Genomic DNA, 20,406 nt, shown 5'->3' with positions numbered 1-20,406 from the left:
TGAATTTCTGGGGCCGCCCTGCGGCCCTATCGCGACACAAGGCCGCTCCCACAATGACGGTGAATACCTTCATTACGGGGTACGCAACTCCTCGCGATCCCGGAACTGCTCCAGCGCCTCGGGGTTGGCCAGGGCATCGGTGTTCTTCACCGGCAGGCCATGCACCACATTGCGAATCGCCAATTCCACAAGCTTGCCGCTGATGGTTCGCGGGATGTCATCGACCTGGGCGATCACCGCCGGGACATGGCGGGGCGTGGTGTACTGGCGGATCACCTGGCGGATGTGCTGGCGCAGGGGCTCATCCAGTTTCAGACCGTCACGCAGGCGAACGAACAGCACCACCCGCACATCGCCTTGCCAGTCCTGGCCGATGGCCACGCTTTCCAGCACCTGCTCGACCTTTTCCACCTGACGGTAGATCTCTGCCGTGCCAATGCGCACGCCACCGGGGTTGAGAACCGCATCGGAGCGGCCATGAATCACCAACCCGCCATCGGCACGCTGTTCGGCATAGTCGCCTTGGGCCCACACCCCCGGGAACTGGCTGAAGTAGGCATCGTGGTAACGGCTGCCGTCCGTATCCTTCCAGAACCCCAGTGGCATGGACGGGAAGTTGCGCGTGCACACCAACTCGCCTTTTTCGCCCTGCACCGGCTGGCCGTGCTCGTTCCACACCTCCACCGCCATGCCCAGGCCCTTGCACTGGATTTCGCCACGGCGCACTGGCAGGGTCGGGTTGCCCAGCACGAAGCAGGAGACGATATCGGTGCCGCCGGACATCGATGCCAGGCACAGGTCGGCCTTGATCTTGCGGTACACGTAGTCGTAGCTGTGTGGTGACAGTGGCGAGCCGGTGGACAACAGCAGGCGCAGGCGCCCCAGCTGGTGGCTTGCCGCAGGCTCCAGGCCCGCCTGCTCCAGCGCCGCCAGGTACTTGGCGCTGGTACCGAAGGCCTGTATGCCCTCGGCGTCGATCAGGTCCAGTAGCCGCTCGGGGCCGGGGTGGAAGGGCGAGCCATCGTACAGCACCAGCGTGGCGCCCACCGCCAGGCCGCTGGCCAGCCAGTTCCACATCATCCAGCCGCAGGTGGTGTAGTAGAACAGCACGTCGTCAGCCTTCAGGTCGCTGTGCAGACCATGTTCCTTCAGGTGCTGCAACAACACACCTCCGGAGCGGTGGACGATGCACTTGGGTACGCCGGTGGTGCCGCTGGAATACAGGATGTACAGCGGGTGGTCGAAGGGCAGCGGGGTGAAGCGGGGCTCGCCGCCGGGCTGAAAGAAGTCATCCCACAGGCTGACGTTGGCGGCCTGGAATTCGTCGGTGCGTGTGCCACTGCGGGTATGGGGTACCACGATCAGCCGTTCCAGCCCGGGCAACTGCGCGCACACCTGATTGACCTTGTCCACCTGGTCGATGGCTTTGCCGGCGTACTGGTAACCGGCGCAGGCGATCAGCAGCTTGGGCTCGATCTGGCCGAAGCGGTCGATGATGCCGTGTACGCCAAACTCGGGCGAGGAGCTCGACCAGACCGCACCGAGGCTGGTGCAGGCAAGCATGGCGACCAGTGTCTGCCAGGTATTGGGCATCACAGCGGCTATCCGGTCGCCGGGGACGATGCCGGCGGCCTTGAAGGCTGTTTGCAGACCGGCCACCTGGGCGGCCAGCTGGGCATGGGTGAGCAGTTGGCGTTGGCCGTCCTCGCGCACCGCGACCAGGGCCGGGCGGTCGTCGCGACGGCGCAGCAGATGTTCTGCGAAGTTGAGGGTGGCGTTGGCAAACCAATGGGCATCGGGCATCTGCGGCCCTTCGCTGAGTACCTGGCTCGGTGGTGTATGCCAGTGAACGTGGAAATAGTCGGCAAGGGTTTGCCAGAAGGCCGGGCGCTGCTCGATGCTCCAGCGGTGCAGCGCCTGGTAGTCGTCGAGCTGCAGGTTGTAGCGCAGGTTGACCCAGCGGCGGAAGGCATCCATCCGGCTGGCTTTGATCTGCGCCGTGGAGGGGCGCCAGAGCACATCGTTCATGCCGAACCTCCAGATGATCATTTGGATTCGAGGGCCTCTTCGCGGGCACGCCCGCGAAGAAGTCCCCCTGGCAGCAGGGGCTTACGCGTTACTCTACTTTAGCCTTTTGTACGTCCTGCGATGCCGACCACACGCGGTAGCGCACTTCGACATCCTTGGGCACATACACCACCACCGGCAGCTTGCTGTTGTAGCGCAGCATGAAGCCTTCACCGACCACCGGCACGAAGGCTTCGGTCTTCTTGCCATCGGGGCAGGCCATCAGTGTGCTGGCCGGGCCGCTGACCTTGTCCAGGCGGTAGTAGCTGTAGCCCCAGCCTTCCAGGGTACGCTCCTCCAGGCTGCCGCCCAGGCGCTGGCGATTGCAGTCCACCTTCAGGGTCTTGCCGGCGAGGATTTCCAGTTGATAGGCCGACTCGTCAGCCTGGGCCGGTAGATGGATGACCTGCCGGGTGAAGCCTTTTTCCGCCTCGGGGTAGGGCGCGACGTCCTTCAGGCTGGCTGCCATCGCGGGTGCAGCGGCAGCCAGGGTCAGAGCCAGGGTCGCGGTCATCGGGGTAGGGCGCATAGGGCCTCCTTGCAGATAAACGAATGCAAGACCGCCGCCAGGCCTAGGCCGCCCGTCACTGGGCCAACCAGCCACCATCGACGTTCCAGGCGGCACCGCGAACCTGGCTACCGGCCTCGCTGCACAGGAATAGTACCAGCTCACCCAGGTGTTCGGGGGTGACGAAGGCCAGCGATGGTTGTTTTTCTGCCAGCAGATCGTGCTGCGCTTGCAGCGGATCGCCACCGTTGGCAGCACGATCATCGATCTGTTTCTGCACCAGCGGAGTCAGGACCCAGCCAGGGCAGATGGCATTGCAGGTGACGTTGCTGGTGGCGGTTTCCAGGCCCACCACCTTGGTCAGGCCGACCACGCCGTGCTTGGCCGCCACATAGGCCGCCTTGCCGGTGGAGCCGACCAGGCCATGCACCGAGGCAATGTTGATGATGCGCCCCCAGTTGCGCGTGCGCATGCCGGGCAGGACCAGGCGCGTACCGTGGAACACGGCCGACAGGTTGAGGGCGATGATCTTGTCCCAGCTTTCCAGCGGGAACTGCTCCACCGGTGCCACATGCTGGATACCGGCGTTGTTGACCAGGATGTCGACGCCGCCGAACTCCCGCTCGGCCAGGGCGAACAGGGCTTCGATCTGGGCCACGTCCGACAGGTCGGCCGGTCGATGGACTGCCTTCACCCCGTGTCGGGCGATTTCGGCCAGCGCTGGTGCCGGGTCGCCGAAGCCGTTGAGCACGATGTTGGCGCCTGCGCGGGCCAGTACCTGGGCAATGCCCAGGCCGATGCCGCTGGTGGAACCGGTGACGAGTGCAGTCTTGCCTTTGAGGGTCATGCAAAGCTCCTTAGACGATGCCGGTGGCGTAGAAGGTGGCGATGACCACGAACACAGCCAGGGTCTTGATCAGGGTAATACCGAAAATGTCCTTGTAGGCCTCGCGGTGGGTCAGGCCGGTCACGGCAAGCAAGGTGATGACCGCGCCGTTGTGCGGCAGGGTGTCCATGCCGCCGCTGGCCATGGCGGCTACCCGGTGTAACACTTCGAGCGGGATGTTGGCGGCATTGGCGGCGGCGATGAAGCTGTCGCCCATGGCCGCCAGGGCGATGCTCATGCCGCCCGAGGCAGAACCGGTGATGCCGGCCAGCAAGGTCACGGTGATGGCTTCGTTAACCAGCGGGTTGGGGATGCCGCGCAGGGCATCGGCCAATACCAGGAAGCCCGGCAGCGAGGCGATTACCGCGCCAAAGCCGTATTCCGAGGCGGTGTTCATGGCCGCCAGCAAGGCGCCGCCCACGGCGCTTTTGGTGCCTTCGGCCAGGCGGGCGCGGATGGCGCCGAAGGCACACACCAGCACCATCAGGATGCCCACCAGCAACGCTGCCTGCACTGCCCAGATGGCGGTAAGCTTGGCCACATCGCTTTGTACCGGCGCGCTCATGCCGGGCAGTTGCAGGCTGTGGCTGGGGCCGTACCACTGCGGAATCCAGTGGGTGAACAGCAGGTTCATCACCCCCACCAGCAGCAGCGGCGACAGCGCCAGCCAAGGATTGGGCAGGGCCAGGTCGGCAGCGGTTTCCGGTTCGTTGCGCAAGTCGCTGCCATAGCCTTCACCGGTGCGCTGGGCCTTGTTGCGCTGGCGCTGCAGGTAGGCCATGCCGACGCAGAACACGAACAGCGTTCCGATCAGCCCCAGCCAGGGCGCGGCCCAGGCGGTGGTGTTGAAGAAGGTGCTGGGGATGATGTTCTGGATCTGCGGGGTGCCGGGCAGGGCGTCCATGGTGAACGAGAACGCGCCCAGGGCAATGGTTGCCGGAATCAGGCGCTTGGGGATATTGCTCTGGCGGAACATCTCGGCCGCGAACGGGTACACCGCGAACACCACCACGAACAGCGAGACGCCGCCATAGGTGAGCAGGGCGCAGACCAGCACGATCACCAGCATTGCCTGGCGGGTGCCGAGCACGCGGATGGCGGCAGCGACGATCGAGCGCGAGAAGCCGGACAGTTCGATCAGCTTGCCGAACACGGCGCCTAGCAGGAACACCGGGAAGTAGAGCTTGATGAAGCCGACCATTTTCTCCATGAACACCCCGGTGAATGCAGGGGCCACGGCGGACGGGTCGGTGAGTAATACCGCTCCGAGAGCGGCGATGGGGGCGAAGAGGATTACGCTGTAGCCGCGGTAGGCAGCGAGCATCAGCAGGGCCAAAGCGGCGAGGGCGATGAGCACGGTCATCGGGTGGATCTCCTGGGTGAGTCTTGTTTTTATTGATTTGCAGGAGATAGCGGGAATCGTGCCAGATTTTAACTTATTGATTTATATAGGTATTTTGTTTTCTTCTGAATTTTTGTCTCTTATTTGAGATTTTGGGGCCGCCTTGCGGCCCATCGCGACACAAGGCCGCTCCTACAAGTGCACCGCGGTTCCCTGTAGGAGCGGCCTTGTGTCGCGATCAAGGGCAAAGCCCTCGCGGCAATCTCAAAATGGAAACAAAAGTCTCCTATCAGAGACCAAGCGCCACCATCTTCTTGTATAGCGTCGAGCGCCCCAGTCCTAACGCCGACGCAGCTTCCGGCACATTTCCCGCATGTTCGGCCAGTGCCCCGGCAATCAGCTCGCGCTCAAACTCTTCACACGCCTCACGGTATGTCTGTTGCACTGGCGTATCGGCCACCGGGCTCATTGGCCCCAATGCCGCCCGTAGATCCGCCACCCCCAGCCGCGGCTGATCCGCCAGCAGCGTCGCCCGCTCCAGCACATTGCGCAGCTCGCGAATGTTCCCCGGCCATGCATGCCGTGCCAGCAACTGCTGCGCTTCGGCCTCCAGCTCATACTGGCTGCCCAGTTCGCCCAGGATGGCCTCGCACAGCGCTGGCAGGTCCTCCAGGCGTTGCCGCAGTGGCGGTACCTCGATCGGTAGCACATTCAGCCGGTAATACAGGTCGGCGCGGAATGCCCCGCGAGCGATGGCGGCCTGCAGGTCGATGGAGGTGGCGGCAATGATGCGCACATCGCTGCGTAGCATCTGGTTCGAGCCTACCGGCTCGTACTCCTTCTCTTGCAGCACCCGTAGCAGTTTGCTCTGCAGGGCCAACGGCATATCGCCGATCTCGTCGAGGAACAGCGTGCCGCCTTCGGCCAGTTGCAGCTTACCGCTGCGGCCCTTGCGGTCGGCGCCGGTAAAGGCACCGGGGGCGGTGCCGAAGAACTCGGCTTCCAGCAGTGTCTCGGGGATCGCCGCACTGTTGATGCTGACAAACGCCTTGTGCGCCCGTGCCGATGCCGCGTGGATGGCATGGGCCAGCAGCTCCTTGCCGGTGCCGGTTTCGCCCAGCAGCAACACCGGCGAATCACCGCTCGCGCCACGCCGGGCGCGGCGCTTGGCCTCCAGGCTGGCGGCGCTGCTGCCGACGAACTGGGCGAAGCTGTACTTGGCCTGGCGGGCGCGTAGCTGCGAGCGGGTCGAGGCCAGCTCCTGCTGCATGCTGGAGTAGCGTTTGAGCAGCGGCGACAGGCTGCGCAACTCATCGAACAGGGCAAAGCCGATGGCGCCGATAAGCGCACCCTGGTCATCGTGGATGGGCAAGCGCATTACCACCAGGGGCTCGTTCGGGGTGTCGAGCATGTCCAGCAGGATCGGCCGGCCATTACTCACCACTTCGCGCATCAGGCTGCCCGGGATCACCGCCTCGCACGGCTGGCCGATGGCACTGGCGGCGTCGGCCAGACCAAAGCGCCGGGCGTAGCGCTCGTTCATCCAGACGATACGCGCCTGGCGGTCGACGATCACCGTGCCTTCGCTGGACTGTTCGATGATCTCGAACAGGGAGCGGATCGCCAGTTGCCGTACCTGGGGGTAGTCCTTGAGGCTGTCGCTGTCGTGCATGGGTAAAAATCCTGAAATCTGTAAAAGCAGGGCCGGCCTCTTCGCGGGTAAACCCGCTCCCACAGGTACCCCACAGTCCTCAGGATTTGTGGTGACCCTGTGGGAGCGGGTTTACCCGCGAAGAGGCCTGACCTGCAAACCTATCCCCTTGGGTCGAACGCCTCGCGCAAGGCATCCCCGATAAACACCAGCAGCGACAGGATCACCGCCAGCGCAAAGAATGCGGTAAAGCCCAGCCATGGCGCCTCCAGATGCTGTTTGCCCTGGGTCACCAGCTCACCCAGCGAAGCACTCCCGGCCGGCATGCCGAAACCGAGAAAATCCAGCGCAGTCAGGGTAGTGATCGCACCGGTCAGCATGAACGGCACATAGGTCAGCGTCGCGTTCATGGCATTGGGCAAGATGTGCCGCAGCATCACCTGGCTGTCCGGCAACCCCAGCGCCCGGGCAGCCTTCACGTACTCCAGGTTGCGACCGCGCAGGAACTCGGCGCGTACCACATCGACCAGGGTCAGCCAGGAGAACAACGCCATGATCCCCAGCAGCCACCAGAAGTCCGGCTCGACGAACCCGCTCAGGATGATCAGCAGGTACAGTACCGGCAACCCTGACCAAACCTCCAGCAGGCGCTGGCCGAACAGGTCTACCCAGCCCCCGTGGTAGCCCTGCAAGGCACCGGCCACCACGCCGATCAGCACGCTGACCACGGTCAGGGCGAAGGCGAACAGCAGCGACACCCGCGTGCCGTACAGTACCCGGGCCAGCACATCGCGGCCCTGGTCGTCGGTACCCAGCCAGTTGCTCGCGCTTGGCGGGCTGGGGGTGGGCACTTGCAGGTCGTAGTTGGGGGTATCGGCGCTGAACGGGATGGGGGCGAACAGCATCCAGCCACCTTGCTGTTCGATCAGCTGGCGTACATAGGCGCTGCGGTAGTCCGGCTGGAACGGCAGCTGGCCGCCGAACTGCTGTTCGGTGTAGCGCTTGAGCGCCGGCATGTACAGCTCGCCCTTGTAGCCCAGCAGCAGCGGTTTGTCGTTGGCCACCAGCTCGGCACACAGGCTCAGCAGCAAAAGGCCGGCGAACAGCCAAAGCGACACCCAACCCAGGCGGTTGCGTCGAAAGCGCTGCAGGCGACGGCGCGAGATCGGCGAAAGCATCAGTTTGCCCTCGCGTCGAAGTCGATACGCGGGTCGAGCAGGGTGTACGACAGGTCGCCGATCAGACGGATCAGCAGGCCCGCCAAGGTGAAGATGAACAGCGTGCCGAATACCACCGGGTAATCCCGCGACACGGCCGCGTCGTAACTCATGCGGCCCAGGCCATCGAGCGAGAAGATCACCTCGATCAGCAACGAGCCGGCGAAGAACACCGTGATCAACGCCTGTGGCAACCCGGCCACCACCAGCAGCATGGCATTGCGCAGCACGTGGCCATACAGCACCCGACGCTCGCTCAGGCCCTTGGCGCGGGCGGTGACCACGTATTGCCGGGAAATCTCGTCGAGGAAGGCGTTCCTGGTCAGCAGTGTCAGGGTGGCGAAGCCGCCAATCACCAGGGCGCCGACCGGCAGTACCAGGTGCCAGAAATAGTCGGCGACCTTGCCCAGCAGGCTGAGCTCGTCGAAGTTGTCCGAGACCAGGCCGCGCACCGGGAACCAGTTGAGCGAGGTGCCGCCGGCGAACAGCACGATCAGCAGCAGGGCGAACAGGAACGAGGGCAGGGCATAGCCGACCACGATCAGTGCGCTGCTCCAGGCGTCGAAGCGGCTGCCGTGGCGAACCGCCTTGCGGATGCCCAGCGGGATCGACACCAGGTAGGTGATCAGCGTGGCCCAGAAGCCCAGCGACAGGGTGACCGGCAACTTGTCGAGGATCAGGTCGGTGACCTTGGCGCCGCGGAAGAAGCTGTTGCCGAAGTCCAGCCGGGCATATTGGCCCAGCATCAACCACAGGCGCTCGGGGGCGGACTTGTCGAAGCCGTACTGGCGTTTGATCTCCTCGATCAGTTTAGGGTCCAGGCCACGGGTGGCCCGTGACTCGGCGTGTACCACCTCCGCCCGGGCACCGGGAGCGCCGCCGCCGATGCCCTGCAGGCGCGCTACCGCCTGCTCCACCGGGCCACCCGGCGCGGCCTGGACAATGACGAAGTTGACCAGCAGGATCGCCAGCAGGGTCGGGACGATCAGCAACAGGCGGCGCAGGATGTAGGTGGTCATGGCGAGGGTTTCCGGCGTTCGGCCATTTGCGCATTGGTCAGCGCGGTAGGGCTGATTTCCCACCAGGTATCCAGGCCTTCGTCATACGCAGCCTGGACCTTGGGCAGGCCGAAGCGGTTCCACCAGACGGTGGAACTGCCAGGTGGGTAATAGTTGGGGATCCAGTAGTAGTTCCATTGCAGCACCCGGTCCAGGGCATGGGCGTGGTGCAGCATGTCGGCCTGGGTGTCGGCGCGTACCAGGCCGTCGATCAAGTGGTCCACGGCGGGGTCCTGCAGCACCATCAGGTTGTTCGACCCGGGGTCGTGGGCCGCTGCCGAGCCAAAGTAGTTGTACAGCTCGGCGCCAGGCGACAGGGTAACCGGGTAGCCGGTAACGATCATGTCGTAGTCACGGGCCATCAGGCGGTTTACGTATTGGGCCGAGTCGACGTTGCGGATGTCCATGGTCACGCCAATCTGTGCCAGGTTGCGCTTCCATGGCAGCAGCAGGCGTTCCATACCTGTCTGGCCATTGAGAAAAGTGAACGCCAGCGGCGTGCCCTGGCTGTTCACCAGACGGTCGCCTTCGGGGCGCCAGCCGGCTTGCTCCAGCAGCGCCAGCGCCTGCAACTGCTGCTTGCGGATGATCCCTGAACCATCTGTGACCGGGGCGGTGAAGACGCTGCTGAAGACTTCGTCCGGTACCTTGCCGCGCAAAGGTTCGAGCAGTTTCAACTCGCTTGCATCCGGCAGTTGGCGGGCGGCCAGTGGGGTATTGGAGAATACGCTTTGCTGGCGGATGTACATACTGCGCATCATCTGCCGGTTGCTCCACTCGTAGTCCCACAACATGCCCAGCGCCTGGCGCACGCGGCGATCCTTGAACTGCGGCTGGTCGAGGTTGAACACGAAGCCCTGGGCCACCTGCGGCTTGGCCGGGCCCAGGTGGGCGCGCTGCAGACGGCCGTCGTCCAGTTGCGCGCCGTTGTAGCCCAGGGTGTAAGCAGTGGCGGAGAACTCACGGTTGTAGTCGTAGCCACCGCCTTTTAGCACCTGCCGCGCCACCTCGGTATCGCCAAAGTACTCGATGCGCAGCTTTGTGAAATTGTAGCGGCCACGGCTGACCGATAGGTCGCGCGCCCACCAGCTCGGATCGCGCTCGAAGGTGATGCTGCGGCCGTTGTCGATGTGCCCGATACGGTACGGCCCGCTACCTACCGGTTTGTCGAAACCGGCGCCGTTGGCAAAATCGCGCTGCTGCCAGTCGTGTTCAGGCAGTACCGGCAGGCTGGCGAGGTCCAGCGGCAGGGTGCGGCCGTGGTCGGGTTTGAGGTCGAAGCGCACGCTGTGCGGGCTTTCCACGACAACGGCGGCAACATCGGCGAACTGGGTGCGGTACTTGAGGCTGCCCTTGCTCATCAGCAGCTCGAAGGTAAAGCGTACATCTTCGGCACGCACCGGCTTGCCATCGGCGAAGGTGGCGCGTGGGTCGATCTCGAAACGCAGCCAGGCATCGTCCGGGCCGCGCTCCATGCGCCGGGCGATCAGGCCGTAGACGGTGTAGGGTTCATCGAACGAGCGCACGGCCAGTGGTGCGTAAAGCAGGCCATCGACCTCGCTGACGCCGATGCCCTTGTCGATGTACGGCAGGATATGGTCGAACTGGCCGATCTCGATGGCCGAGCGGCGCAGGATGCCGCCTTTGGGGGCGTCGGGGTTGACGTAGTCGAAATGCCGGAAGTTGGCGCTGTAGCGGGGGGCTTCACCGTAGACGGTGAGGGCGTGGGTGGGTGCAGCCTGGCTATTGAAGGAAAAACAAAGCAGAAAAAGGTAACACAGGGCCTGTGGGAACGGGTTCACCCGCGAATGCGTCCGTTCACGCAACGTCGTTGCCTGATCTGGCGCTTTCGCGGGTGAACCCGCTCCCACAGGGGACATGAGCAGCTACTGGCTACTTAGTCCTGGCGGCTGGTCACTTCCAGCAGGTGGTAGCCGAACTGGGTCTTCACCGGGCCTTGTACGGTGTTGACCGGGGCGCTGAACACCACGGTGTCGAACTCCTTGACCATCTGGCCCGGGCCGAACGAGCCCAGGTCACCGCCCTGGCGGCTGGATGGGCAGGTGGAGTTGGCTTTGGCGATTTCAGCGAAGTCGGCGCCTGCTTCGATCTGGGCTTTCAGTTCGTTGCATTTATCTTCGCTGCTGACCAGGATGTGGCGGGCGGTTGCACGGGCCATGGGTACTGCTCCTTGGGGTAAAAAGGCAAGCCTAGCGCACTTGTCCGGGGTATGTCTCGCCAGGCTTGCAACCCGCTTCCTACAGTTTTTGTGCCGCCTCCCGCAACAGGGTTGCGGTCGAGGCCCAGCCCAGGCAGCCATCGGTGATCGACACGCCGTATTTCAGTGCACCCTTGCCCAGCGTCTGGCAGCCGTCGAACAGGTGCCCTTCGATCATCACGCCGACGATCGAGCGGTCGCCGGCCAGGCGCTGCTCCAGCACATCGTTGAATACCGCCGGCTGACGCGCCGGGTCCTTGCCGCTGTTGGCATGACTGCAATCGACCATGATCCGCGCCTGCAGCCCGGCCTTGGCCAGCGCCTGGCGGGCCATGGCGATGCTGTTGGCATCGTAGTTAGGGCCCTTGTGGCCGCCGCGCAGCACCAGGTGCGTATCCGGGTTGCCCAAGGTCTCGATGATGGCCGGGTAGCCCTGTGCATCCATGCCGAAGTGGCGGTGCGGGTGGGCGGCGCTGCGCATGGCGTCGCTGGCGATGGCAATACCGCCGTCGGTGCCGTTCTTGAAGCCGACCGGTAGCTCCAGGCCACTGACCATTTCGCGGTGGATCTGCGACTCGGTGGTGCGCGCGCCAATCGCGGCCCAGGCCAGAAGGTCATCGAAGTAGCCGGCAGCCATGGGCTGCAGCAATTCGGTGGCAACCGGCAGACCGCGTTCGATCATGTTCAGCATCAGCCCGCGGGACAAGGCGATGCCGCCGTGCATGTCATCGCTGCCATCGAGGTGCGGGTCGTAGGCCAGGCCTTTCCAGCCGACCGTGGTGCGAGGTTTTTCGACGTAGGCGCGCATCACCAGCAGCAGCTTGTCGTCGACTTCGCGGCTGAGGGCTGCCAGGCGATCGGCGTATTCCAGGGCTGAGCGTGGGTCGTGGATCGAGCAGGGACCAACGATCACCAGCAGGCGCTGGTCACGGCCTTCGAGAATGTCGCGGATGGCCTGGCGGTGGGCATGGACTTGCTGGGTAAGGTCGCTGGACAGCGGCATTTGCTGCTTGAGCAGGTGCGGGCTGGGCAGGCGCTGGCTGACGGTGGTATTGGCTGCTTGCGGCTGGGTCAGGGCGAGGCTGGAAGCTTGCATGGCGTTTTTTCCCTGGGCGGACGGCGGGTTCTGGCCCGCGCGGTCGGCCCTATCGAGGTGTTCGACAGATCGTTGAATTCGTATTGGCTGCTGCATTGCCACCTGTGGAAGACCGAACGGAGGCGGCAGGCTGGCCCGAACGGGATTGGCTAAATCGCCAGGCGTAGGTGTTTGCGTAGTAATAAGTGGCGTAGTTCATGAATCTGTCCTCAATGTGAATCGGTGTTGTTCAAAGGCCTGAAAAGCAAAACCCCCGGTCGGGGAGCCGACCGGGGGTTTGAGTATTCTCATGTTCGGCGGCCCCTCGAAGGTGGGCGCCGTGTGGGTATCGGCGCCTAGTGGCTAAACCAATACCCGAAGTAATAGCTGGCAGGTGCCACGCAGCCGGCAACGGCCAGCACAGGGCGCAGGGTGCGACCGGTGTGGTTGGCGTGGTTGCGGGTGTGTTTTGGCATGTTGCTCTCCAGTGAATGAGCCCGAGCTTACTTCAGTTCGGTCGGGCCATTCAATGGATAAATGCTATGGGGGCGATCATTTGTTTTTGTACTGGATGGTTCAATGGCCATAGCGCCCGATCAGGCTCTGCGCCCCTAGCGCGTGGCCTTGCAGCAGTTGCAGCAGGCCACTGCGGTCCAGGCCCTCGGGCAGGGTGCCCAATGGCAGGTCGGTGGCGATCAGCGTCAGTGCGTAGTGGTGCGGGTTGTCGCCGGCGGGTGGGCAGGGGCCTCGGTAGCTGAGCGTGCCCCGCGAATTGCGACCCACGGTCACGCCTGGCCCGGTCAGCCCGGCGATGCCTTCCTTCAGCCCATCCTGAGCCGGGTCAATGTTGTAGGCGATCCAGTGGACCACGCCAATACCCTTGCCGCCGTCCGGGTCGAACATGATCAGCGCCAGCGACCGGGTGCCTGCGGGGAGGTTGTCCCAGCTCAGTTGCGGGGTGCGCTCTTCGCCAGCGCCGCAGGCCGGGTCCGGGCCAACCTGCTGCAAGGCGATCACGCCGCCATCGGTGAACGACGACGAACTGATCGACAGCGCACCCTGGCCGCCAGCGACGGCCAAGGTGCTGCACGGCAGCAGGGCGGCAAGCAGCCAGGGTTTGAGGTTCATGGTGAATCCTTGGCAGGGCGTTCGGGCGCAGTGTAGCCCAGGCTGGCCTCAATGGCTGTCCTGGTCCTCGGCGGTGCCGCCGGTGCGCCCGGCGCCGGAACCGGTGGCTTCGCCGGTGCTGTTGGAGCCGCCAGCGGCGCCGTCGGCGGCATCGCTGTTGCTGCCGGTGTCGCTGCTGTCGTTGCCTTTGCTGCTGCCAGGGCTGTTGACGCTGCTACCTTCACCGGCAGTCTTGCCACCGGACTGGTCGGTTGGCGGGTGGCTGTCGGTATGGGTGTCGGTGGCGGCCAGGCTGGTGCCAGTGGCAGCGGCCAGGGCAAGGGCAAGGGCAAGGCACAGCGAGAGTGGGCGAATGCGGATCATGGAACGTCTCCTTTGCGGATGATCTGTCATTCGTTGGGCTGAGGGCGGGGAGTGGGGTGCCGTCTGGGCGACGGATGGTCATTCGATCGGGCTGCTGTGCAGCCCGATCGATTGCAAGGGGGCCGATCAGCGGCAGTTGCCCGCCTTGCGATAGCCCGCTGCCTGCGCCTCACCTTCTGTGGCGAAGGTGACCTGGTTCTTCGCGGTAAGCTGGGTATAGCCCGGGCAGCCGACGGAGAGGTGATAGACGTGGCTGTTGCGGTTGCCAAGCACCGCCCCCACCGACCCGGCACTGGCCAGGCTCGGCTTGGCCTCCGGTTTGGCGGCCTTCGCCGGCACCGCTTGCACCACGCCACCGCCGACCGGCTTGTAGTTGGCGGTCCATTTGCGTTCCCCGGTCACGAAGGGGTTGGCATGCCCCATGATCGCGGCAATGCGCCGGTCACGCTCTTTCTCCCAGGCCGACACCGGGTATTGTTTGTCCCAGGCCATCAGCAGCTGTTGCTGCTGGCGCGACATGTTCAGCTTGTAGCGGTCGTACATGTAGAACGTGGTGCGGGCGACCAGGCCTTTCACTTCGTCACGTGGTTCGGCAGCACGCTGCACGAAGTCGACCTTGGTGGAGCACTGCCCGTATTGCCCGGCATTGCCAGCAACCATGCCGTAGTTGAAATTGCTGCGGTCGCCGTTGACCTCACCCACTGCCGGGTACAGGTTGAACAGGTCGGCCTCCATGGCACGGAATACCGGGTCGTCATCCACGCAATGCTCGCGGCCACCGTTCTTCCAGCACTGGCGCTGGTTGCCGAAGGTATAGGCCGGCACGATGTGCTCCCATTCGGTGCGCTCTGCTCGGTTCTGCTGCTTGCGGGTCTGGTAGCCGCACGAGGCGGGATCGATACGCCCGCCGGACTTGCCCACCCAGGTCCATTTGCAGCCGCAGTACAGGTCACCCATGGCACTGCTGGCCTGGTCCATGTACACCTTCTGCTTGGCCACCACTTTGGCTTCGGTGAAGGTCGCTGGCGGGTTGGCCAGGGCGGGGAGGGTGAAGGAAAACAGTAAGAATACGGCGTAAAGCAGTGATTTCATGAGAGAAACATATTTCAGGTTGGGGCGCGCATTGTAATCATTTCCCAGCGGCTGGCCAGCTTGGGCAATGTGGCTGTCAACCTCGGTCAGGTAGAGGTAAACGCGGGCAATTGCCTGTCGAGCTGCGCGCTCCTGCAAGGCTTCAGTGCGTGAGGGTCGGCACAAACATGCCAGTTTTCACATTGCTCATCGACACCAGTGTCTTGAAGCGCTTGACGTTGTTGTTTTCGAAGAACAGCTCACGGGTCAGCTGGGTGTACTGCTCCATGTGCCGCACCAGCATGATCAGCACGAAATCGCATTCCCCGGCCACGTAGTAGCACTGCTGCACCTGCGGGCAGGCGAGGAAGGTGCGTTTCATCTCGTCCAACAGGTCCAGCCGCTCGTTCTCTACTTCTACCTCGGTGATCACGGTCAGTGTGTAGCCCAACTGCTCCGGGTTCACTTGCGCAACCGTGCCACGGATCACGCCGTCGGCTGCCAGCTTCTTCAGCCGGCGGTTGACCGCTGCCGAGGACAGGTTGACCTGCGCCCCGAGGTCCAGCTGTGAAGTGCCGGCGTCACGCTGTATGGCATCGAGCAGGGCCAGGTCGAAGTGATCGAGGGGCATGAAGCGGCTCCGTAGGTGAACAGCGGTGAATGCCGAGAATACGTAATAAAAGTGCATGCAAAGGCAGAAAATCAAGATTTTAGTGCAGTACGAGCGAATAGAATTCCCCCATGAACAAAAAAACGGTGGTGTAGAGCCAAGGCTTTGCGCGCAGGGAGAAATGGTTGATGAATGCAAGTACCCCACTGCAACTGAACGGCTCTTTGCTGCTGCAGCAGATCCGTGCACTCGGCCAGGTAGGCGCTGACGCCCCCCATGGCGGGCGCACCCGGATTGCCCTGAGCGATGCCGAAAAGGCTGGGCGCGACCTGCTGGTCGGCTGGATGCACGAGCTTGACCTCGACGTGCAGGTCGACCGTATCGGCAACATTTTCGGTACTTTGCGCGCAGCCGCTGATAGCGGCGAGCAACGCCCACTGATGATCGGTTCGCACATCGACACCGTCACCAACGCCGGAGCCTTGGATGGCTGCTATGGCGTGCTGGCCGGGTTGGCGGTGATTCGGGCGTACCGTGATGCCGGGCACTTGCCCGAGCGTTCGATCACGGTCGGCGCGTTCACCAATGAAGAGGGTGTGCGATACCAGCCCGACATGATGGGCTCATTGGTCTTCGCCGGTGGCCTGCCTCTGCAGCAGGCATTGGATACCCTGGGCACCGACGGTACGCGGCTTGGCGATGAGCTGGCGCGCATCGGCTATGCCGGCACGCTGGAACCTGGCGCCATCGTGCCGTACGAATACCTCGAACTGCATATCGAGCAGGGGCCGATCCTCGAAGCCGAAAACACCTTGATTGGCGTGGTCGAGAACCTGCAGGGTATTTCCTGGCAGCAAATAGAGGTGAAGGGACACGCCAATCATGCAGGCACCACGCCGACCCATTTGCGCCATGATGCAGGCTTCGTCGCCAGTGCCATCGTCGCCGAGTTGCGCGCCATGGCCGTGGAATCCGGCACGACCTTGGCCACGGTCGGCTGCATGCAGTTCGAGCCGAACGTGATCAACGTCATCCCGCGCAAGGCTACCTTTACCGTTGACCTGCGCGACCCCGACGAAACCTGCCTGGCTTACGCCGAAAACCACCTGAGCCAATACCTGGAAGCGCTCTCCAAGCGCGAAGGAGTCACCATTACCACTGAGCGCCTGGTGCGTTTTGAACCGGTGGTGTTCGACGCAGGCCTGGTCGGTGCCATCGAAGCCTCGGCGCAGCGTTTCGGTTTCAGCCACCGCCGCATGACCTCTGGTGCAGGCCACGACGCGCAAATGATCGCCCGCATTGCCCCTGCTGCGATGATCTTCGTGCCCAGCCAGGGCGGTATCAGCCACAACCCGCGCGAGCATACCGATGACGAACAACTGATCCAGGGCGCCCAGGTACTGCTGGACGTCGCCAGCCGTCGCCTGACCCACGCCTGATCCCCACTGTAATGCCCCGACCGCTGAAGCCTGGTTTCAGCGGCATGGGCTTCCTGTTGCCTGTAGAAAGGAGTGCCGCATGTTTGTTTCCAACCCCAAGGCTGGCCGCCAGCCTTACCCGCAAGCGTTGCAGGAGGTGATGAGCATCGCCAAGGCTGAAGAAAGCCGCCAGTGGCTGGCCGGGTGGGTGCGCTTGAACGCAGGTGCTACGCCGCTGTACAGCCTGCCTGACCTGGCCGCGGAGCTGGGCGTTGCCCAGCTGACGGTGAAGGACGAATCGGTGCGTTCGGAACTGGGCAGTTTCAAGGCGCTGGGCGCGCCGATTGCCCTGGTCCGGCTGATCCTGCGTACCTTCCCCGCACAGCAGTTCGACCCGCGCGGCTTGCTGGATGGCCAGTACGCGAACCTGCTGGCCCCCTTCACCGTGGTCAGTGCCACCGATGGCAACCATGGCAAGGGGCTGGCGGCGGCCGCGCAAAGCATCGGCTGCCGCTGCGTGATCGTGCTGCATGCCAAGGTCAGCATAGAGCGCGAGCAGGCGATTGCGGCCTATGGCGCGCAGATCGTGCGTATTGCCGGCAATTACGACGAATCAGTCGAGCACGCCGCGGAGTTGGCGGCCAGCAATGGCTGGACCGTGGTTTCCGATACCTCTTATGAGGGCTACGAAGTGATCCCGCGTGATGTGATGCAGGGCTACTGCACCATCGCCGCAGAAATCACCGAAGCCACTGCCGGGCAGCCGCCGTTGACCCATGTGTTCCTGCAAGGCGGGGTGGGGGGCCTGGCGGCCGGCATCGTCAGCTATCTCTGGGAGCACTACGGCGCACAGCGTCCGTTGGTGGTCATGGTCGAGCCGGAGCAGGCCGACTGCCTGTACCAGAGTGCCTTGCTCGGCAAACCGGCCAGGGCGACCGGCTCGGTGGACTCGGTAATGGCGGGCCTGGCGTGCGGCGAGACATCGCCATTGGCCTGGCGATTCCTTGAGCCGAGCGTCGATTACTTCATGACCATCACAGATGACCAGGCTGTTGCCGCCATGCGCCGCCTGGCGGCTGGCAGCGCTCGCGACATTCCGCTAGTGGCTGGTGAGTCCGGCGTCGCCGGCCTGGCCGGGTTTGCCCGCCTGGTAGCGGATGCTGGCGCAGCTGCCGACCTGGGTATCGACGGCAACGCCCGCATCCTCTTCATCAGTACCGAAGGCGCCACTGCGCCTGGCGTCTACGCCGATCTGCTGGGCGAGTCGGCCAGCTCGGTACTGGCCCGCCAGCAAGCCTGGGTTCGCAAGCGATCCTCGTACCCTGTGGGAGCGGCTTTAGCCGCGAAGAATCCAACGCGGTGCATGGCACCGGCTGCGCCGGTGTTCGCGGCTAAAGCCGCTCCCACAGGGTCCCTGCTAATTCAATGACTTATGGGCTGCATGGCAGCCCCGTTCACGCTGTCTGTCAGGCCTGAACCTCAGTGCCCGCCCTTCATCCGCCGTGCCACCAGGTAGATCCCCAGCCCAACCAGCGCCGTCGCTGCGCCGATGTAGCCGGTGCTGGTCCAGCCCATGCCCGCGGTAATTGCCATGCCTCCCAGCCACGGCCCCAGCGCATTGGCCAGGTTGAACGCCGCATGGTTCGACGCCGCGGCCAGGCTTGGCGCTTCATGGGCAATGTCCATCAGGCGGATCTGCAGTGGCGCCGCCAGGGCAATCATGGTTCCGACCAGGCCAATGCCCAGCAGCAGGCTCCACAGCGCCTGGGCAGCGAAGGTGAAGAACAGCAGCACGGCAATCGACCACACCAGCACCAGCCCCACGGCGCGGAACTGCAGGTGGTCGAACAGCTTGCCCCCGGCGATGTTGCCGACGATGCCACCGACGCCGAATGCCGCCAGGCCGAACGGAATCCACTGCGGCGAGACCTGGGTCACTTGCAACATGGTTGGCGCCAGGTAGCTGAACACACAGAACATGCCGGCAAAGCCGATCGAGGCGATGGCCAGCGCCATCCACACTTGCGGCAGGGTGAACGCTTGCAGTTCCTTGCGCGGGTCGCTGCGCACTTCATCGTGGCGCTGGGGCACATAGCGCCAGACCAGGGCAATGGTGCACAGGGCGATCATGCCGACCAGCACGAACGCCGAGCGCCAGCCGAAGTACTGGCCCAGCAAGGTGGCGACCGGGTTGCCAAGCAACATGGCCAAGGTCAGGCCCATCATCACCCGTGCCACGGCCCCCGCCCGCTGATCTTTGGCCACCATGCTCGACGCCACCACCGCCGCAATGCCGAAGTAGGCGCCATGGGGCAGTCCGCTGATGAAACGGAAAGCGACCAGGCCGCTGAACGAGGGGACAAAGGCGGTAGCCAGGTTGCCAAGGGCATACAGCGCCATCAATAACAGCAGCATATTTTTGCGCAACAGCCGGGCACCGATAATCGCCAGTGCCGGGGCCCCGACCATCACCCCCAGCGCATAGGCGCTAATGGCATGGCCCACCTGGGGCTCGCTCAATTGCAGGTTGCTGGCGATGTCGGGCATCAGGCCCATGATGGCGAACTCGCCAGTGCCGATAGCGAAGCTGCCCAGTGCCATGGAGGCTTCCATCTTGGCGACGGTACTTTTGCTAGGGAGAGGGGGTAATTCCTGAACTGACATCTGGATCCTTGTTGAAACATGCTGAAACGTTCAACGTGGGATCATAGTCAATCCGCGATAGTGACGTCGAGGAGGGTGGAATCAGCGCTCCAGGTAATGGGTCTGCGCGGCAAAGTCGATGAAGCGCTTGCTGGCCAGCGACAGGTATTCCCCCGATCGCCAGCACAAGCGGAAGCTCATCTGCTGCGCTGGCTGGAAAGGTACGCCAACGATGCCCGGCGTGCGCTGCTGTACCGAGCGCAGCAGGGTCGCCACGCCCATGTTGTCCAGCGCGGCCTGCACCACCAGCGATACGAAGTTGCTCTGCAGCGCCACCCGGTAAGTAATGCCATGTTCGGCGAAGAATGCGTCCAGCAGGTGGCGCTGCACGAAGGTGCGGTCGAACACCACCATGTCGGTATTGCGCAGGTCCTCGGCCGTGAGGAAGGCCTTGCCGGCATAAGGATGGTCAGGGTGCATGCACGCCAGCATCTCGTCGCTGCCCAGCAGGATCGATTCCTTGTCGGGCGGCACGCGCCTGGACTCCAGTAACGCCAGGTCGATATCCCGTTGTTCCAGACGATGGCCGATGTCCTCGGCACTGCCTTCGAATACGGTCATGGCAATGCCCGGGTACAGCTGGCGGAAGGCGTTCATTAACCCGGGCACATAGTGCAGGCCGAACATCGGCGGAATACCCAGGCGTACTTCGCCGCGCTTCAGGTCGGCCATGTCGCGCAGCTCTTGCCGGGCTACATCCATTTCGCGCAGGGCCGATGCAATACGTGGCAGGAACCGTTCACCCTCGGCCGTCAGGATGACTTTGCGTGTTGTGCGGTTGAACAGGGTCACGCCCAGTTCTTCTTCCAGGCGGGTAACGGCCATGCTCAGTGCCGGCTGGGCGATGTGCAGGTGCTGCGCGGCTTTGGTGAAGCTGCCTTGGCGTACGATTTCGACGCAGCAGCGCAATGCCTTGAGGTTCATTGAAGGGGCTTACCATTCATAACAAACTGTGATGCCAAGCATAATAACAATATATTTATTATTATTAACCAGAGGGCCTACGATGCGCGCCACTGAGACATCCTGCAACATCTCAGTCACGCAGCTTAATAAATCTGCAATCCCACAAAGATTTTGAGGTAGTACCC

General features: G+C 63.6%; 18 protein-coding genes. 2 read left to right on the top strand and 16 right to left on the bottom strand.

Going from position 1 to position 20,406, the window contains the following annotated elements; genetic code table 11:
• Positions 1–72: 72 nt before the first annotated feature.
• The 14 genes from CAY82_RS17040 to CAY82_RS16975 all read right to left on the bottom strand — a co-directional run bounded on the left by CAY82_RS17040 (position 73) and on the right by CAY82_RS16975 (position 15,215).
• Entirely contained in the window at positions 73–2,028 is a 1,956-nt protein-coding gene (locus CAY82_RS17040) for an acetoacetate--CoA ligase (protein WP_087502265.1), read from the bottom strand.
• An 88-nt stretch (positions 2,029–2,116) separates the two neighbouring features.
• Complete coding sequence (eco, locus tag CAY82_RS17035; RefSeq protein WP_087502264.1) at positions 2,117–2,596, bottom strand: serine protease inhibitor ecotin; 480 nt, start codon at positions 2,594–2,596, stop codon at positions 2,117–2,119.
• Positions 2,597–2,651: 55 nt separating this feature from the next.
• Complete coding sequence (hbdH, locus tag CAY82_RS17030) at positions 2,652–3,422, bottom strand: 3-hydroxybutyrate dehydrogenase (RefSeq protein ID WP_087502263.1); 771 nt, start codon at positions 3,420–3,422, stop codon at positions 2,652–2,654.
• A 10-nt stretch (positions 3,423–3,432) separates the two neighbouring features.
• Positions 3,433–4,824, bottom strand: coding sequence for a GntP family permease (locus tag CAY82_RS17025; RefSeq protein WP_087502262.1), 1,392 nt, complete (start codon positions 4,822–4,824; stop codon positions 3,433–3,435).
• A gap of 268 nt (positions 4,825–5,092) precedes the next feature.
• Positions 5,093–6,475 carry a sigma-54-dependent Fis family transcriptional regulator gene (locus tag CAY82_RS17020; protein WP_087502261.1) on the bottom strand — a complete coding sequence of 461 codons (1,383 nt, stop codon included), beginning with the start codon at positions 6,473–6,475 and terminating at the stop codon, positions 5,093–5,095.
• 140 nt (positions 6,476–6,615) lie between these two features.
• Positions 6,616–7,632: an ABC transporter permease gene (locus CAY82_RS17015; RefSeq protein ID WP_087502260.1), complete on the bottom strand. Its 1,017-nt coding sequence runs from the start codon at positions 7,630–7,632 to the stop codon at positions 6,616–6,618.
• Positions 7,632–8,690, bottom strand: a complete 1,059-nt coding sequence (locus CAY82_RS17010) for a microcin C ABC transporter permease YejB (protein ID WP_087502259.1) — start codon at positions 8,688–8,690, stop codon at positions 7,632–7,634. Before CAY82_RS17010 ends, CAY82_RS17015 begins: the two co-directional genes overlap by 1 nt.
• Positions 8,687–10,615, bottom strand: a complete 1,929-nt coding sequence (locus CAY82_RS17005; RefSeq protein WP_087502258.1) for an extracellular solute-binding protein — start codon at positions 10,613–10,615, stop codon at positions 8,687–8,689. Before CAY82_RS17005 ends, CAY82_RS17010 begins: the two co-directional genes overlap by 4 nt.
• Positions 10,616–10,626: 11 nt before the next feature.
• Positions 10,627–10,908 carry a peptidylprolyl isomerase gene (locus CAY82_RS17000; protein WP_003248318.1) on the bottom strand — a complete coding sequence of 94 codons (282 nt, stop codon included), beginning with the start codon at positions 10,906–10,908 and terminating at the stop codon, positions 10,627–10,629.
• A 79-nt stretch (positions 10,909–10,987) separates the two neighbouring features.
• Entirely contained in the window at positions 10,988–12,043 is a 1,056-nt protein-coding gene (locus CAY82_RS16995) for a 3-deoxy-7-phosphoheptulonate synthase (RefSeq protein ID WP_087502257.1), read from the bottom strand.
• A gap of 555 nt (positions 12,044–12,598) precedes the next feature.
• Positions 12,599–13,150: a YbhB/YbcL family Raf kinase inhibitor-like protein gene (locus CAY82_RS16990; protein ID WP_087502256.1), complete on the bottom strand. Its 552-nt coding sequence runs from the start codon at positions 13,148–13,150 to the stop codon at positions 12,599–12,601.
• Positions 13,151–13,198: 48 nt separating this feature from the next.
• Positions 13,199–13,513: a hypothetical protein gene (locus CAY82_RS16985; RefSeq protein WP_087502255.1), complete on the bottom strand. Its 315-nt coding sequence runs from the start codon at positions 13,511–13,513 to the stop codon at positions 13,199–13,201.
• 126 nt (positions 13,514–13,639) lie between these two features.
• Positions 13,640–14,605: an endonuclease gene (locus tag CAY82_RS16980; RefSeq protein ID WP_087502300.1), complete on the bottom strand. Its 966-nt coding sequence runs from the start codon at positions 14,603–14,605 to the stop codon at positions 13,640–13,642.
• A gap of 142 nt (positions 14,606–14,747) precedes the next feature.
• Complete coding sequence (locus CAY82_RS16975; RefSeq protein ID WP_087502254.1) at positions 14,748–15,215, bottom strand: Lrp/AsnC family transcriptional regulator; 468 nt, start codon at positions 15,213–15,215, stop codon at positions 14,748–14,750.
• Between the two features lie 167 nt (positions 15,216–15,382).
• On the opposite strand from CAY82_RS16975, the gene CAY82_RS16970 reads away from it, so the two are divergent.
• Positions 15,383–16,633, top strand: coding sequence for a Zn-dependent hydrolase (locus CAY82_RS16970; RefSeq protein ID WP_087502253.1), 1,251 nt, complete (start codon positions 15,383–15,385; stop codon positions 16,631–16,633).
• A gap of 79 nt (positions 16,634–16,712) precedes the next feature.
• Positions 16,713–18,041 (top strand): diaminopropionate ammonia-lyase, encoded by a 1,329-nt coding sequence (locus CAY82_RS16965; protein ID WP_087502252.1) that lies wholly within the window; start codon positions 16,713–16,715, stop codon positions 18,039–18,041.
• 50 nt (positions 18,042–18,091) lie between these two features.
• Here CAY82_RS16965 and CAY82_RS16960 read toward each other — a convergent pair whose 3' ends face one another.
• Together CAY82_RS16960 and CAY82_RS16955 are read right to left on the bottom strand one after the other, a co-directional pair.
• The gene (locus tag CAY82_RS16960) at positions 18,092–19,276 is read right to left on the bottom strand and encodes an MFS transporter (RefSeq protein ID WP_087502251.1); all 1,185 of its coding nucleotides are present in this window, start codon (positions 19,274–19,276) and stop codon (positions 18,092–18,094) included.
• An 81-nt stretch (positions 19,277–19,357) separates the two neighbouring features.
• Positions 19,358–20,239, bottom strand: coding sequence for a LysR family transcriptional regulator (locus CAY82_RS16955; protein WP_087502250.1), 882 nt, complete (start codon positions 20,237–20,239; stop codon positions 19,358–19,360).
• Positions 20,240–20,406: the final 167 nt, after the last annotated feature.

The organism is Pseudomonas sp. SID14000, assembly GCF_002165135.1.
In the GTDB taxonomy this organism is placed as follows: Bacteria; Pseudomonadota; Gammaproteobacteria; order Pseudomonadales; family Pseudomonadaceae; genus Aquipseudomonas.
The sequence above is the reverse complement of the archived record's forward strand: the minus strand, read 5'-3'. Positions and strand labels throughout refer to the sequence as shown.